The following is a 14360-nucleotide window of genomic DNA, read 5'->3' as shown; positions in this document are numbered from 1 at the left end:
TCGTGAGCACCCCCGCCATCGTGCTGATCGGGGCCGAGCACCCCGACGAGCTGCGCGCCGGCTTCGCGCGCTACGAGCAGGAGTACGACGTCCGCCTGGCCCGGACCTGCCGCGAGGCCCTCGAGGCCACGCATGACGTCGTCGCCGGCGGCGGCACCGTCGCGATGTTCGCCTCCGAGTCGAGGGTCCCGGACGCCGAGACCGTGCTGCACGCCTTCCACAAGCTGCGCGAGAAGGTCCCCACCGCCCGCCGCGTGGTCGCGGCCCACTGGGACCGGTTCATGACCGACGGCCCGGTGCTGCGGTCGGGGATGTCCACCGGCAAGTACGACGCCTACCTGCTGATGCCGCGCGGGATCCGAGACGAGGAGTTCCACAACGCGATCACCGACCTGCTCTCGGACTGGGGCTCGACGGTCCCCGACCCGGAGGTCGTCGCGGTCAAGATCGTTGCCCCCGGGCGCGACCCGGTCACCTTGGCGGTCCGGGACTTCCTGGACCGGATGGGGATGCCCAGCCGCGTCTACCCGCCCGACTCCGAGGGCGGGCGCTTCGTGCTCGACCTGTGGGAGGGCGAGCCGGTCTACCCGCTCGTCTACGCCGTCAACCGGCCGGTCGTGCACGCGACCTCGGTGCGCGACGTCGCCATCACCATCTACGGCGCGCCGACCGAGATCGACCTCGACCACGTCGTCGACGTGGCGGTGGTCGGCGGCGGGCCGGCCGGCCTCGCCACCGCGGTCTACGCCGCGTCCGAGGGCCTCTCGACGGTGATCCTCGAGGCCGAGGCGATCGGCGGCCAGGCCGGCACCAGCTCGATGATCCGCAACTACCTCGGCTTCCCGCGCGGCATCTCCGGCATGCGACTCGCCCAGCGGGCCCGCAACCAGGCGCTGCGCTTCGGCGCCCGCTTCTACACCGGCCAGGTCGTCGACGAGCTGCGCCCGGGACGCGACGGCGACCCGCACGTGCTGTGCACCGAGTCCGGCGAGGTCCGCGCCCGCTCGGTCGTGATCGCGACCGGCGTCGCCTACCGCAAGCTGCGCGTCGAGCCGCTCGAGCAGCTCGTCGGCACCGGCGTCTACTACGGCGCCGCGATGACCGCCGCGCGCGAGATGGAGGGCCAGGACGTGTTCGTCGTGGGCGGCGGCAACTCCGCCGGCCAGGCGGCGGTCCACCTCGCGCGGTTCGCCCGCTCGGTCACGGTGCTGGTCCGGCGGCCGGGGCTGGCCGAGACCATGTCGTCGTACCTGGTCGGCGAGATCGAGTACAACCCGCGCATCTCGGTGCGCACCTGCACCGCGGTCGTCGACGGCGGCGGCGACGGCCGGCTGGAGTGGCTGTCCCTGGAGGACGTCCGCACCGGGGAGCGCGAGCGGGTGTCGGCGTACGGGCTGTTCCTGCTGCTCGGCGCGGAGCCGCACTGCGACTGGATCCCTCCCCAGGTCGCGCGGGACCCGCGCGGCTTCGTGCTCACCGGTCGCGACGTCCCCAAGCAGCACTGGCACGACGGGCTCCCGCCCGCCGAGCTCGCGACGACCGTGCCCGGGGTGTTCTGCGCCGGCGACGTGCGGGCCGGCTCGATGAAGCGGGTGGCCTCCGCGAGCGGTGAGGGTGCGTCGGTCGTCCCGCTGGTGCACGCCTTCCTGGCGCCGGACCAGGACTGAGGAGCTCAGAGCTCGTCGCGGTACGGCGGGTCCGCGCCCGGCCGCGACACGGTGACCGCGGCGGCGCGGGCCGCGTGGGCCAGCACGGCCTCCGCGTCGGCGGCCGAGAGGTCCCGCAGCCGGTCCCGGTGGTCGGCGCCCAGCAGGTCGCGCTCCCAGAGGGCGTCGATCGTCGCCGCGCCGAAGGTGTCGCCGGCGCCGATGGTGTCGGCCACGTCGACCGGCAGTGACGCCACCTCGGCCGTCACGCCGGGTCCGAACCAGCTGGCGCCCGCACCGCCGCGGGTCACGACAACCGCGCTCGGGCCGAGGCCGAGCAGGTGGCCGGCCGCGTCCTCCAGCTCGAGGTCGGGGTAGAGGTGCGCGAGGTCCTCGTCGGAGGCCTTCACCAGGTCGCTGACCGCGACCAGCTGCTCGACGAGGGCGAGCACCTCGGGGCCGGTGCCGGTGATCGCCGGCCGGGCGTTGACGTCGTAGCTGATCGTCGCCACCTCGCGCAGCCGGGTGACCAGCTCCCGCACCTGGTCGGCGCCCGGCTCGACGACCGCGCCCAGCGAGCACACGTGCACGGCCACCGGGTGCTCGTCGACGCCGACCTCCCCCAGCCGCCACTCCAGGTCGAACTCGTAGGACGCCGCGCCGTCGGATCCGATGGTCGCGGCCGCGGTCGCGGTGCGCGCGAGCACGTGCGGGTCGGCGGCCAGCTGCACCCCGGCCTGCTCGAGGTGGGCTGCGAGGACGGCACCGCGGGCGTCGTCGGCCCACGCGGTCGCGAACCGCACCGACCGGCCGAGCCGGGCGAGCGCCACCGCCACGTTGGCCGCGCTGCCGCCGGCGTACTCCAGCGTCGCGCCGTCGGCCGCGTGCACGATGTCGACCAGGGACTCTCCGACGACGAGGACGTTGTCCATGGGCATGTCTCTACCATGCCGACATGCAGGTGCACCCGATCGACGCGAGCTCTCCGGTCCCGCCCTTCGAGCAGCTGCGCGCCCAGGTCGCCGGCCGCGCGGCGAGCGGCGACCTCGCGGCCGGCACCCGGCTCCCGACCGTCCGGGCCCTCGCCGCGGAGCTCGGCCTCGCGGCCAACACCGTGGCCAAGGCCTACCGCGCGCTCGAGACCGACGGCGTGATCGCCACCGAGGGCCGGCGCGGCACGTTCGTCGCCCCGCAGCAAGACTCCGTCGACGCGCGCGACGCCGCGACGTCGTACGCCGCCAGCGCGCGGCGCGCGGGGCTCACGCTCCCCGAGGCGCTCCGGCTGGTCGAGCGGAGCTGGTGATCCGTGCGCTACGTCGTGTACGGCGCCGGGGCGGTCGGCGGCGTGATCGGGTCACGCCTGCACCTGGCCGGCGTCCCCACCACCCTCGTCGCACGCGGTGACCACCTGCGGGCGGTCCGTGAGCGCGGGCTGCTCCTCGACACCGCGGCCGGCACCGAGACGGTCGACGTGCCGGCGCGGGGCTCCGCGGCCGAGGTCGACTGGACCGACGACACGGTCGTGCTGCTCACCGTGAAGTCGCACCAGACCGCCGCCGCGCTCGACGACCTCGCCGCGCACGCACCGGCGGGGAGCGTCGTCGTGTCCGCGCAGAACGGCGTCGCGAACGAGGCCGCGGTGCTGCGACGGTTCGCAGCGACGTACTCGATCTGCGTGATGCTGCCCTCCGCGCACGTCGACCCCGGGGTGGTCGTGCAGCAGTGCTGGCCGGTCCCGGGCATCCTCGACGTCGGCCGGTTCCCCGGCGGGGTCGACGACGTGGCCGAGGCCGTCGCGGCCGACCTGCGCGCGGCCGGGTTCGGGTCGCAGACCCGGCCCGACGTGATGGCCTGGAAGTACCGCAAGCTGGTGATGAACCTGGCCAACGGCGTGTCCGCGACCTGCCGACCCGGGGGCGAGGGCTTCGACGAGCTCGTCCGCCGCGCGCGCGAGGAGGGCGAGCAGGCGATCGCCGCCGCCGGCGTCGCGATGGTGAGCGCGGCGGAGGACGCCGCCCGGCGCGGCGACCTGCTGCAGAGCCGGCCGCGGGACGACCGCACCCGCGGCGGCTCGACCTGGCAGAGCATCAGCCGCGGCACCGGCGACGTCGAGATCGACTACCTCGCCGGCGAGGTCGTGCTGCTCGGCCGCCTCCACGGCGTCCCGACCCCGGTCAACGAGCTGCTCCAGCAGGTCACCGCCGACCTCGCCCGCCGCCACGGACCCGTCGCCAGCCTCGACCCCGCCGCCCTCCTCGAACGGTTGAGTCGAGGGTTCTGACCCGTTGAGTCGAGGGTTCTGACCGACCCGGGTGGTCACGCCCCACTCGGGTGGTCACCACCCACGACCCGTCCGGGGATGACACCGGCCCGCCAGCGAGGTGCGCTGGCGGGCCGGTGGCGAACGGCGACGGGGCTCAGGCCTTGTCGTCGTCCTCGGTGCTCTCCGTGCTCTCCTCGGCGGGGGCCTCGTCGGCGACGGGCTCCTCCTCGGCGACCACGCTCTCCTCGGGCGACGCCTCGTCGGAGAGCTCGGTGGGAGCCTCCTCCGTGGCGGTGTCCTCGGTGACGGTCTCGTCGACGACGGTGTCTTCGACGAGCGCGTCCTCGGCCACGGTGCTCGTGGCGGCCGGAGCGGCCTTCTTCTTCGCCTTCGGCGCCGACGGCGTGTAGGCCTCGGTCACCAGCTCGATGACCGCCATCGGGGCGTTGTCGCCCTTGCGCGGACCGATCTTGGTGATCCGGGTGTAGCCGCCGGGACGCTCGGCGAAGGTCGGCGCGATCTCGGTGAAGAGGACGTGCACGACGGACTTGTCACGGACGGTCTTGAGGACCTCGCGACGGTTGTGCAGGTCGCCCTTCTTCGCCTTGGTGATCAGCTTCTCCGCGACCGGCCGCAGCGCGCGCGCCTTGGACTCGGTCGTGGTGATCCGGCCGTGCTCGAACAGCTGGGTCGCCAGGTTCGAGAGGATCAGCCGCTGGTGGGCCGGGCTACCGCCGAGGCGGGGACCCTTGGTGGGCTTGGGCATGGTTCCGTTCCAATCTCTCCGGCCGTGTCAGGTACCGGGGTAGACGACCGGCGGGTGCCGGTCGGTTTTCGGGTCAGTACTGCTCGTCCTCGACGAACGCGTCGTCGTCGTCGTCGCCGTAGGCGGCGAGGGCGGCGTGCGGGTCGAAGCCGGGCGCGCTGTCCTTGAGGGACAGGCCCATCTCGACCAGCTTGGCCTTGACCTCGTCGATCGACTTCGCGCCGAAGTTGCGGATGTCGAGCAGGTCCTGCTCCGAGCGGCTGATGAGCTCACCCACGGTGTGGATGCCCTCGCGCTTGAGGCAGTTGTAGGAGCGGACGGTCAGCTGCAGGTCCTCGACCGGGAGGGCGAGGTCGGCGGCGAGCTGCTCGTCGACGGGCGACGGGCCGATGTCGATGCCCTCGGCCTCGACGTTCAGCTCGCGGGCCAGGCCGAAGAGCTCGACCAGCGTCTTGCCGGCCGAGGCGATCGCGTCGCGGGGACGGATCGACGGCTTGGTCTCGACGTCGATGACGAGCTTGTCGAAGTCGGTGCGCTGCTCGACACGGGTGGCCTCGACCTTGTAGGTCACCTTGAGGACCGGGCTGTAGATCGAGTCGACCGGCATCCGGCCGATCTCGTTGTCCGCGCCCTTGTTCTGGACGGCCGAGACGTAGCCGCGGCCGCGCTCGACGACCAGCTCCATCTCGAGCTTGCCCTTGTCGGACAGGGTCGCGATCTTCAGGTCGGGGTTGTGCACCTCGACACCGGCCGGCGGCGCGATGTCCGCGGCCGTGACGTCACCGGCACCCGACTTGCGCAGGTACATGGTGACCGGCTCGTCGTGCTCCGAGGAGACGACGAGTCCCTTGAGGTTCAAGATGATCTCGGTGACGTCCTCCTTGACGCCCTCGATCGTCGAGAACTCGTGGAGGACGTTGTCGACCTTGATGCTCGTGACCGAGGCACCGGGGATCGAGCTGAGCAGGGTACGCCGCAGCGAGTTGCCGAGCGTGTAGCCGAAGCCGGGCTCGAGCGGCTCGATGACGAACCGCGAGCGGAACTCGTCGACGGTCTCTTCCGACAGGGTGGGGCGCTGTGCGATGAGCACTTGTTCTTTCCTTTCCGGGCCCACCCGCTATTTGACGGGCCCGAACATGCTGGCGACGGAAGTAGTGGTCCCGCTGGGGCCGGGACGTTCAGCCCCAGCGGGGGGTACGAGGAGGCGGACCTCCCGGTGTGTTACTTCTTCGAGTAGTACTCGACGATGAGCTGCTCCTGGACCGGGATGTCGATCTGGGCCCGGACCGGGAGCTGGTGCACCAGGATGCGCATCCGCGACGGGATGGCCTCCAGCCATGCGGGGACGACGCGCTCGCCGTGGGTCTCACGCGCCACGATGAACGGCGTGGTCTCCAGCGACTTCTCGCGGACGTCGATGACGTCGTGCGCGGCGACCTGGTACGACGGGATGTCGACCTTGCGCCCGTTGACCAGGAAGTGGCCGTGGACGACGAGCTGGCGCGCGTGGCGGCGGGTGCGGGCGAAGCCGGCCCGGTAGACGACGTTGTCCAGGCGGCACTCGAGCAGCTGGAGCAGGTTGTCACCGGTCTTGCCGGAGCGGCGCGACGCCTCGGAGTAGTAGTTGTGGAACTGCTTCTCCATCACGCCGTAGGTGAAGCGAGCCTTCTGCTTCTCGCGAAGCTGGAGGAGGTACTCGCTCTCCTTGATGCGGCCACGGCCGTGCTGGCCGGGGGGGTAGGGGCGACGCTCGAAGGACGAGTCGCCACCGACGAGGTCGACGCCGAGACGGCGCGACTTCCGGGTCATGGGGCCGATGTAACGGGCCATTGCTTACAAGTCTCCTGTTCTCGGTCGCGCGATCAGACGCGGCGGCGCTTGGGCGGGCGGCAGCCGTTGTGGGGCGTGGGCGTGACGTCCTGGATGGTGCCGACCTCGAGGCCGATCGCACCCAGGGACCGGATCGCCGTCTCGCGGCCCGAACCCGGGCCCTTGACGAAGACGTCGATCTTCTTCATGCCGTGCTCCATCGCGCGGCGCCCGGCGGCCTCGGCGGCCATCTGCGCGGCGAACGGGGTGGACTTGCGGGACCCCTTGAAGCCGACGGTGCCGGCAGAGGCCCACGAGATCACCGCACCGGTGGGGTCGGTGATCGTGACGATGGTGTTGTTGAACGTGCTCTTGATGTGGGCTTCGCCCACGGCGACGTTCTTCTTCTCCTTGCGGCGCACCTTCTTGGCGCCAGCCGCGCTGCGGCTCTTGGGAGGCATGCAGTAACTCCTGAGGTCTCTGGTCTGAAGCTCGTGGTGACGAAGGTCAGCGCGTCAGCGCTGGATCACTTCGCCTTCTTCTTGCCGGCAACCGTGCGCTTGGGACCCTTGCGGGTACGCGCGTTGGTCTTGGTGCGCTGACCGCGGACCGGGAGGCCCTGGCGGTGACGGCGACCCTGGTAGCTGCCGATCTCGATCTTGCGGCGGATGTCGGCCTGGACCTCACGACGGAGGTCACCCTCGATCTTGAAGTTGGCTTCGATCTCGTCACGGAGCTTGACCAGCTCCTCGTCGCCGAGCTGGTGGACGCGCAGGTCGGGGTTGACCCCCGTGGCCTGCAGCACCTGCTGGGCGCGAGTACGGCCGATGCCGTAGATGTAGGTGAGTGCGATCTCGATGCGCTTGTCGCGCGGGAGGTCGACACCAACGAGGCGTGCCATGTGGCGGTTTCCTTCGGTCGTTCGCAGCGGTTTCGGTCGTGTCGCGTCCCGGGCCTCTCCCAGGTCTCAGCTGGGTACCGGGCTCCGGCCGTCTGCTCCGGAGGTGGCTTCGCTCGTCCTTCGACGGCTAGCGATCACGTTGTGGTTGTTCAGTTGTGGTGGGCGATCAGCCCTGGCGCTGCTTGTGGCGCGGGTTCTCGCAGATGACCATGACGCGGCCGTGGCGACGGATCACCTTGCACTTGTCACAGATCGGCTTGACGCTCGGCTTGACCTTCACTGTCAGGCCCTTTCCGGTATCGGCTGAATAGGCGGTTACTTGTACCGGTAGACGATGCGACCCCGGGTGAGGTCGTACGGCGACAGCTCCACGACCACGCGGTCCTCGGGGAGGATCCGGATGTAGTGCTGGCGCATCTTGCCGCTGATGTGGGCGAGAACCTTGTGGCCGTTGCTCAGCTCCACGCGGAACATCGCATTCGGAAGGGCCTCCACGACGGTGCCCTCGATCTCGATCACGCCTTCTTTCTTCGGCATGTCCTCCACAATCTGTCGGTTGGTTGTCTACCGTGTGGCCCGCGAACCTCCGCCCCGGCGGGGCGGTGGACCTCGTGAAGCCGCTCGTGGACCCCATCCCCGGGCACACGCACGAGCCGCCCCGAAGAGCGATTCGGTTGGTGATCCGGGCAGCCGCGAGGCACCACGAAGCAGACCCACGTTGGGCCGACACGCCAGTTTAGTCGCAAACGGCGTCGAAACACGAATCAGGCCGCGAGCAGGCGCAGCGTCTCCTCGCGGGCCGGGCTGGCGCCCGGTTCGGTCCCCGTCCAGGCGCCGGCGACCGGGTGCACCATCACCTCGTCGACGCCGTACGACGCCGCGAGCTCCTCGATCCGGGCCCGGGCCCGGGCCGGGTCGCCGATCACCCAGCGCTCGGCCATCGCCTGGACCAGCTCGAGGTGCGGCGCCGACAGCTCGACCTTCTCGGCCTCCTCGACCAGGCGCTGGGGCGTCAGTTCCTGCCCGGTGCGCAGCGCGAGCATCGCCAGCAGCTGCGGCAGGGCCAGGCGGGCCGCCTCGTCCTCGGTCCCGGCGACCACCGCGTTGACGGTGAGGAACGTGCGCGGCTCGGCGAGCTCGGGCGAGGGCCGGAAGTGCTCCCGGTAGAGCGCGAGCGCCTCGGCGGTGCCGGAGCCGGAGAAGTGGTGGGCGAAGACGTAGGGCATGCCCTTCTCGGCCGCGAGCCGGGCCGAGTAGTCCGAGGACCCCAGCAGCCAGATCGTCGGCACCGACCGCGCCTGCGGCGTGGCCCGGAGCGGGTAGGTCCGGCCCTGCACGGACAGCCCGACGCCGGCCGGCTCCATCATCGCGAGCACGTTGTCGACGTACTCCGGGAACCGGCTGACGATCTCGTCGCTGACCCCGCCGGCACCGTGCCGCAGGGCGTACGACGTGACCGGGTCGCTGCCGGGTGCCCGGCCGATCCCGAGGTCGATCCGCCCGGGGAAGGCGGCCTCGAGCAGGGCGAACTGCTCCGCGACGACCAGCGGCGCGTGGTTGGGCAGCATCACCCCGCCGGAGCCGACCAGGATCCGGGAGGTCGCCGACGCCACGAGGCCCACGAGGACCGGCGGGTTGGTGGCCGCGACGGCCGGCATGTTGTGGTGCTCGGCCAGCCAGTAGCGCCGGTAGCCGAGCTCGTCGGCCGCCCGGGCCAGCGACAGCGACGCCGCGAGCGCGTCGCCGGTCGCCTGGTCGGAGCGGACCGGGACGAGGTCGAGGACGGACAGGGTGGGGGACGCAGGGCTCACTCCGGTCCAACCCCGGCCCCCGACCGCGCTATTCCGTGGCCGTGCCCTCGTCCGGCGCCCGCAGCGAGCTGGTGCGCTCCTCGATCTCCTCCTCGGTCATGTTGCGGGACGCCAGCAGGCTGGCGATCGCGGTCACGGCCAGCGTCACGATGATGACGGCGAGGCTGACCAGCGAGGAGATGTCGGGCACGTGGACCGGCTCACCGCCGTTGATGAACGGCAGCTCGTTCTCGTGGAGGGCGTGCAGGACCAGCTTCACGCCGATGAACGCGAGGATGAAGGAGAGGCCCAGGGAGAGGTAGATCAGCCGCTTGAGCAGCCCCCCGAGCAGGAAGTAGAGCTGGCGCAGCCCCATCAGCGCGAACACGTTCGCGGTGAAGACGAGGTACGGCTCCTGGGTGATGCCGAAGATCGCGGGGATCGAGTCGAGCGCGAAGAGCAGGTCCGTCGTCCCGAGCGCGATGATCACGATGAGCATCGGCGAGACGACGCGGGCGCCGTTCTCCTTCCAGAAGAGCTTGAGCCCGCGGTACTCCTCCCCGACGTTGAGGTGGTTCTGCGCGAACTGGACGACGCGGTTGTTCTCGGGGTGCTCGTCCTCGTGGCTGCGGTAGCTCTTCACCAGGGAGACGGCGGTGTACACGAGGAAGGCGCCGAAGATGTAGAAGATCCAGGAGAAGTTGGAGATCAGCTGGTAGCCGAGCGCGATGAAGATCGCCCGGAAGACCAGCGCCAGGATGATGCCCACCATGAGGGCCTCCTGCTGGTACTCGCGTGGCACCCGCAGCGCGGCCATCAAGATGATGAAGACGAAGAGGTTGTCGATGGACAGCGAGTACTCCGTCAACCAGCCGGCGTAGAACTGGACGCCCATGTCGTGCCCGTGGCTGATCCAGATCCAGGCACCGAAGACGACCGCGGCGCCGATGTAGACGGCGAGCGCGGTCGCGCACTCCCGGAAGCTGGGTTCGTGCGGGTCACGGGCGATGACGACGACGTCGAAGAGGAGGACGGCGACGGTGACGCCGATGGTCACGGCCCATTCGGTGGTGGAGATCTCCACGAGTACGACTCCTGCAGGTCGGGGGATGACGAAGCATCAGGAGTCTCTCCCGCCGCCGTACGGCGACCCGCGGGTCCGGAGCTCGGCCCGTGTTGACGAACCCGCGGCGTAGGGATACTCCCCCCTGCACGGGTCAGTCTGTCACACGGCTCACCGGCCGCCGAATCGCACTCCGAGCGCGGCGAGCTGCTCCTCGCCGCCGTCGATCGCGGTGAGCACCCAGGTCCCCGTCGCGGTCAGCGTGAAGGTGTGCTCGTAGTGGGCCGCCCAGCGTCCGTCGTCGGTGACGACGGTCCAGTCGTCGTCGAGCACGGACACGTCCTTGCCCCCGAGGGTGAGCATCGGCTCCACGGCGAGCGCGAGCCCCTCGACGAGCCGGGGACCCTTGCCGGCACGGCCGTAGTTGGGGACGTTCGGCGGCTGGTGCATCGCGGACCCGATCCCGTGGCCGGTGTAGTCCTCGAGGATGCCGTAGCGCCCCTGGCTGCGGACGTGGCGCTCGACGGCGTACGAGATGTCGGTGACCCGGCCGCCGAGGTGGGCCGCGGCGATCCCGTGCCACATCGCCTGCTCGGTGACCCGCATCAGCTCGGTCACCTCGTCGGGCACCGCACCGATCGCGACCGTGATCGCGGCGTCGCCGTGCCACCCGTCGACGATGGCGCCGCAGTCGATCGAGACGACGTCGCCCTCGGCCAGCACCCGGTCGCCGGGGATGCCGTGCACGACCTCGTCGTTCACCGAGGTGCAGATCGACCCGGGGAAGCCGTGGTAGCCCAGGAACGAGGGGGTCGCACCGCTGGACCGGATGTGGTCCTCCGCGATCGCGTCGAGCTCGCCGGTGGACACCCCGGCGCGGGCGGCGTCTCGGAGCACCTCGAGCGTGCGGCCGACGACCAGCCCGGCGCGGCGCATGGCGTCGACCTGCTCGGGCGTCTTGATCTCGACGCCGCGGTCGAGGAACCCCATCCGGCCTAGGACTCCGGAAGAACGTCGAGGGCGGCGAAGACGCGCTGGGTGACGTCGTCGACGTCGCCCATGCCGTCGACCTCGACGACGATCCCGCGCTTGCTGTAGACGTCGATCAGCGGCTCGGTCTGCTCCAGGTAGATCTCCTGGCGCCGCCGGATGACGTCCTCGGTGTCGTCGGCCCGGCCCTCGACCTGGGCCCGCTGCAGCAGCCGGCCGACGATCTCCTCCTGGTCGACGGTCAGGCAGACCACGGCGTCGAGCTGGTGCCCGGTGAACCGGATCATCCCGTCGAGCTCCTCGACCTGGGCGAGGGTGCGCGGGTAGCCGTCGAGCAGGAAGCCGTTGACGGCGTCCGGCTCGTCGATCCGGTTGCGGACCATCAGGTTCGTGACCTCGTCGGGCACGTACTCGCCGGCGTCCATGAAGCGCTTGGCCTCGAGCCCGAGCTCGGTTCCCTCCGACACGTTGGCGCGGAAGATGTCACCGGTCGAGATCGCCGGGATCTTGAAGTGCTCGGCGATGAACTTCGCCTGCGTGCCCTTGCCCGCACCGGGGGGGCCCATGATGATCAGCCTCATCTGACTAGCTCAGCCTCACTTACCGAAGGAATCCTTCGTAGTTGCGCTGCTGGAGCTGGCTCTCGATCTGCTTCACCGTGTCCAGGGCGACACCGACCATGATCAGGATGCTGGTGCCACCGAACGGGAAGTTCTGGTTGGCGCCGATCACGGCGAACGCGATGAGGGGGATGAGGGCGACGAGGCCGAGGTACAGGGCACCGGGCAGCGTGATGCGGGACAGGACGTAGGAGAGGTACTCCTCGGTCGGCTTGCCCGCCCGGATCCCGGGGATGAAGCCGCCGTACTTCTTCATGTTGTCCGCCACCTCTTGAGGGTTGAAGGTGATCGAGACGTAGAAGTAGGTGAAGAAGACGATCAGGCCGAAGAAGGCAAGCATGTAGAGCGGGTGGTCACCGCGGACGAGGTAGTCGTTGATCCACGTGGCCCACTTGTTGTTGGGGTCGTTGTTGAACGACGCCATCATCGCCGGCAGGTAGAGCAGCGAGGAGGCGAAGATGACCGGGATGACACCGGCCTGGTTCACCTTCAGCGGGATGTAGGTGGAGCTGCCGCCGAACATCTTGCGGCCCACCATCCGGCGTGCGTACTGCACCGGGATCCGCCGCTGCGCCTGCTCGACGAAGATGACCGCGGCGATGATCACCAGTCCGATGACGACGACGATGCCGAGCGTCCACCAGCCCTTCGACTTCTGGACCGCCCACAGCGAGGACGGGAAGCCGGAGATGACCTGGGTGAAGATCAGCAGCGACATGCCGTTGCCGATGCCGTGCTCGGTGATCAGCTCACCGAGCCACATGATGAAGACGGTGCCGGCCGTCATGGTGACGACCATGACGAGGAACGTCGCCGTCCCGTCGTCGTGCAGGAGGCTCTCGTCGCAGCCCTGCAGCAGGCGGCCGGAGCGGGCCAGCGCCACGATGCCCGTCGCCTGGAGGACCGCCAGGCCCAGCGTCAGGTAGCGGGTGTACTGCGTGATCTTGGTCTGGCCGGACTGGCCCTCCTTCTTGAGGGCCTCCAGCCGGGGGATCACCACCACCAGGAGCTGCAGGATGATGCTCGCCGTGATGTACGGCATGATCCCGAGCGCGAAGATGGTCAGCTTCAGCAGCGCCCCGCCCGAGAACAGGTTGACCATGCTGTAGAGGCTCGCGTTCGAGCCGCTGTTGGCGATGTCGATACAGGCCTGGACGTGACCGACGTGGACGCCGGGGGTGGGGACCTGGGACCCGAGCCGGAAGACCGCGATGATCATCAGGACGAACAGCAGCTTGCGCCGCAGGTCCGGGGTCCGGAAAGCGTTCGCGAACGCGCTCAGCACGAGATCCTCTTTCTCCAAGCATGAAGCGGCCCCTGCGAGGTGATCGCAAGGACCCGTGGAAGCCTAACAGGGGGGCGGTCGTCCCCCGAATGCGCGTGGGGCGCGGCCGCCCTGTCCGGGGACAGGACTGCCGCGCCCTCGACGCTGGTGGGGACCGTCACACCACGGTGGCGGTGCCGCCGGCGGCCTCGATCTTCTCCTTGGCCGTGCCGGAGAACGCGTTCACGCTCACCTGGACAGCGACCGACAGGTCGCCCTGGCCGAGGACCTTGACCGGGAGCCCGTCACGGACGGCGCCCTTCGCCACCAGGGCGTCGACGGTGACGTCGCCGCCCTCGGGGAAGAGCTCGCCGAGGCGGTCGAGGTTCACGACCTGGAACTCGACCCGGTTCGGGTTCTTGAAGCCCTTGAGCTTCGGGAGCCGCATGTGGATCGGCATCTGGCCGCCCTCGAAGGAGGCCGGGACCTGGTAGCGGGCCTTCGTGCCCTTGGTACCACGACCGGCCGTCTTGCCCTTCGAGCCCTCACCGCGACCCACACGGGTCTTGGCGGTCTTGGCGCCGGGAGCCGGACGCAGGTGGTGCAGCTTGAGCGTCATGTCACTCGACCTCCTCGACCGTCACCAGGTGACGGACGGTGTTGACCATGCCCCGGATCTCCGGGCGGTCTTCCTTCACGACCACGTCGCCGATCCGCTTGAGACCGAGCGTGCGCAGGGTCTCGCGCTGGTTGGCCTTGATCCCGACGGTGCCGCGCTTCTGCTGGACCTTGAGCTGCGCCATCAGGAGGACACCTCCTCGGAGACCCCGGCCGGCACCTCGGTGCGCGCCCGCAGCAGCGCCGCGGGGGTGACCTGCTCGACCGGCAGGCCGCGGCGGGCCGCCACCGACTCCGGCTGCTCGAGCATCTTGAGGGCCTCGACCGTCGCGTGGACGATGTTGATCTGGTTGGACGACCCGAGCGACTTGCTCAGGACGTCGTGGATGCCGGCGCACTCGAGCACCGCACGCACCGGGCCACCGGCGATCACACCGGTACCGGGAGCAGCGGGACGCAGCAGGACCACGCCGGCCGCCTTCTCGCCCTGGACCGGGTGCGGGATGGTGCCCTGGATGCGCGGGACGCGGAAGAAGTGCTTCTTCGCCTCCTCGACACCCTTGGCGATCGCCGCCGGGACCTCCTTGGCCTTGCCGTAGCCGACGCCGACGAGACCGTCACCGTCGCCCA

General features: G+C 70.2%; 19 protein-coding genes. 3 read left to right on the top strand and 16 right to left on the bottom strand.

What is annotated here, in order from left to right:
• The first annotated feature begins 2 nt into the window (after positions 1-2).
• The gene (locus ACILQ5_RS19270; protein WP_395659643.1) at positions 3-1667 is read left to right on the top strand and encodes an FAD-dependent oxidoreductase; all 1665 of its coding nucleotides are present in this window, start codon (positions 3-5) and stop codon (positions 1665-1667) included.
• Between the two features lie 5 nt (positions 1668-1672).
• Here the strand turns inward: ACILQ5_RS19270 and ACILQ5_RS19265 are convergent, their stop codons facing one another.
• Positions 1673-2584, bottom strand: coding sequence for a PfkB family carbohydrate kinase (locus tag ACILQ5_RS19265; RefSeq protein WP_395659642.1), 912 nt, complete (start codon positions 2582-2584; stop codon positions 1673-1675).
• A gap of 17 nt (positions 2585-2601) precedes the next feature.
• Between ACILQ5_RS19265 and ACILQ5_RS19260 the strand changes: the two genes are divergently transcribed.
• Entirely contained in the window at positions 2602-2949 is a 348-nt protein-coding gene (locus ACILQ5_RS19260) for a GntR family transcriptional regulator (RefSeq protein WP_395659641.1), read from the top strand.
• A 3-nt stretch (positions 2950-2952) separates the two neighbouring features.
• Positions 2953-3927, top strand: a complete 975-nt coding sequence (locus ACILQ5_RS19255; RefSeq protein WP_395659640.1) for a ketopantoate reductase family protein — start codon at positions 2953-2955, stop codon at positions 3925-3927.
• Positions 3928-4063: 136 nt separating this feature from the next.
• Here ACILQ5_RS19255 and rplQ read toward each other — a convergent pair whose 3' ends face one another.
• The 15 genes from rplQ to rpsE all read right to left on the bottom strand — a co-directional run.
• Complete coding sequence (gene rplQ / locus ACILQ5_RS19250; RefSeq protein WP_395659639.1) at positions 4064-4675, bottom strand: 50S ribosomal protein L17; 612 nt, start codon at positions 4673-4675, stop codon at positions 4064-4066.
• 73 nt (positions 4676-4748) lie between these two features.
• Positions 4749-5765 carry a DNA-directed RNA polymerase subunit alpha gene (locus ACILQ5_RS19245; protein WP_395659638.1) on the bottom strand — a complete coding sequence of 339 codons (1017 nt, stop codon included), beginning with the start codon at positions 5763-5765 and terminating at the stop codon, positions 4749-4751.
• A gap of 131 nt (positions 5766-5896) precedes the next feature.
• A complete protein-coding gene (rpsD, locus tag ACILQ5_RS19240) occupies positions 5897-6505 on the bottom strand; it encodes a 30S ribosomal protein S4 (protein WP_395659637.1) in 609 nt (202 codons plus the stop codon).
• A 32-nt stretch (positions 6506-6537) separates the two neighbouring features.
• Complete coding sequence (gene rpsK, locus ACILQ5_RS19235; protein ID WP_157341719.1) at positions 6538-6945, bottom strand: 30S ribosomal protein S11; 408 nt, start codon at positions 6943-6945, stop codon at positions 6538-6540.
• A gap of 65 nt (positions 6946-7010) precedes the next feature.
• Positions 7011-7385 (bottom strand): 30S ribosomal protein S13, encoded by a 375-nt coding sequence (rpsM, locus tag ACILQ5_RS19230; RefSeq protein ID WP_284536118.1) that lies wholly within the window; start codon positions 7383-7385, stop codon positions 7011-7013.
• Between the two features lie 166 nt (positions 7386-7551).
• Positions 7552-7665 carry a 50S ribosomal protein L36 gene (gene rpmJ / locus ACILQ5_RS19225; protein WP_011757308.1) on the bottom strand — a complete coding sequence of 38 codons (114 nt, stop codon included), beginning with the start codon at positions 7663-7665 and terminating at the stop codon, positions 7552-7554.
• A 35-nt stretch (positions 7666-7700) separates the two neighbouring features.
• The gene (gene infA / locus ACILQ5_RS19220; protein WP_011757309.1) at positions 7701-7922 is read right to left on the bottom strand and encodes a translation initiation factor IF-1; all 222 of its coding nucleotides are present in this window, start codon (positions 7920-7922) and stop codon (positions 7701-7703) included.
• A 227-nt stretch (positions 7923-8149) separates the two neighbouring features.
• Entirely contained in the window at positions 8150-9196 is a 1047-nt protein-coding gene (locus tag ACILQ5_RS19215) for an LLM class flavin-dependent oxidoreductase (RefSeq protein WP_395659636.1), read from the bottom strand.
• Positions 9197-9224: 28 nt separating this feature from the next.
• The gene (locus ACILQ5_RS19210) at positions 9225-10259 is read right to left on the bottom strand and encodes a TerC family protein (protein ID WP_395659635.1); all 1035 of its coding nucleotides are present in this window, start codon (positions 10257-10259) and stop codon (positions 9225-9227) included.
• 150 nt (positions 10260-10409) lie between these two features.
• Positions 10410-11228: a type I methionyl aminopeptidase gene (map, locus tag ACILQ5_RS19205; protein WP_395659634.1), complete on the bottom strand. Its 819-nt coding sequence runs from the start codon at positions 11226-11228 to the stop codon at positions 10410-10412.
• A gap of 5 nt (positions 11229-11233) precedes the next feature.
• The gene (locus tag ACILQ5_RS19200; protein WP_395659633.1) at positions 11234-11809 is read right to left on the bottom strand and encodes an adenylate kinase; all 576 of its coding nucleotides are present in this window, start codon (positions 11807-11809) and stop codon (positions 11234-11236) included.
• A 19-nt stretch (positions 11810-11828) separates the two neighbouring features.
• The gene (gene secY / locus ACILQ5_RS19195) at positions 11829-13133 is read right to left on the bottom strand and encodes a preprotein translocase subunit SecY (RefSeq protein WP_395659632.1); all 1305 of its coding nucleotides are present in this window, start codon (positions 13131-13133) and stop codon (positions 11829-11831) included.
• Positions 13134-13290: 157 nt separating this feature from the next.
• Positions 13291-13731 carry a 50S ribosomal protein L15 gene (rplO, locus tag ACILQ5_RS19190; protein WP_395659631.1) on the bottom strand — a complete coding sequence of 147 codons (441 nt, stop codon included), beginning with the start codon at positions 13729-13731 and terminating at the stop codon, positions 13291-13293.
• A 1-nt stretch (position 13732) separates the two neighbouring features.
• Entirely contained in the window at positions 13733-13915 is a 183-nt protein-coding gene (gene rpmD, locus ACILQ5_RS19185; RefSeq protein WP_028644811.1) for a 50S ribosomal protein L30, read from the bottom strand.
• Positions 13915-14360 (bottom strand): 30S ribosomal protein S5 (rpsE, locus tag ACILQ5_RS19180; protein WP_395659630.1); only part of this gene is annotated, 446 nt, incomplete at its 5' end. The genes rpsE and rpmD, both read right to left, overlap by 1 nt.

It is taken from the genome of Nocardioides sp., assembly GCF_044226305.1.
Lineage (GTDB): Bacteria > Actinomycetota > Actinomycetes > Propionibacteriales > Nocardioidaceae > Nocardioides.
This window is presented reverse-complemented; position numbering and strand designations above follow the sequence as displayed.

Bases quoted from the DNA above. Each gene is read 5' to 3' on its own strand.
- ACILQ5_RS19265 (WP_395659642.1), bottom strand. From the start codon at position 2,584: ATGCCCATGGACAACGTCCTCGTCGTCGGAGAGTCCCTGGTCGACATC.
- ACILQ5_RS19260 (WP_395659641.1), top strand. From the start codon at position 2,602: ATGCAGGTGCACCCGATCGACGCGAGCTCTCCGGTCCCGCCCTTCGAG.
- rplQ (WP_395659639.1), bottom strand. From the start codon at position 4,675: ATGCCCAAGCCCACCAAGGGTCCCCGCCTCGGCGGTAGCCCGGCCCAC.
- rpsD (WP_395659637.1), bottom strand. From the start codon at position 6,505: ATGGCCCGTTACATCGGCCCCATGACCCGGAAGTCGCGCCGTCTCGGC.
- rpsK (WP_157341719.1), bottom strand. From the start codon at position 6,945: ATGCCTCCCAAGAGCCGCAGCGCGGCTGGCGCCAAGAAGGTGCGCCGC.
- rpsM (WP_284536118.1), bottom strand. From the start codon at position 7,385: ATGGCACGCCTCGTTGGTGTCGACCTCCCGCGCGACAAGCGCATCGAG.
- infA (WP_011757309.1), bottom strand. From the start codon at position 7,922: ATGCCGAAGAAAGAAGGCGTGATCGAGATCGAGGGCACCGTCGTGGAG.
- map (WP_395659634.1), bottom strand. From the start codon at position 11,228: ATGGGGTTCCTCGACCGCGGCGTCGAGATCAAGACGCCCGAGCAGGTC.
- ACILQ5_RS19200 (WP_395659633.1), bottom strand. From the start codon at position 11,809: ATGAGGCTGATCATCATGGGCCCCCCCGGTGCGGGCAAGGGCACGCAG.
- rplO (WP_395659631.1), bottom strand. From the start codon at position 13,731: ATGACGCTCAAGCTGCACCACCTGCGTCCGGCTCCCGGCGCCAAGACC.
- rpmD (WP_028644811.1), bottom strand. From the start codon at position 13,915: ATGGCGCAGCTCAAGGTCCAGCAGAAGCGCGGCACCGTCGGGATCAAG.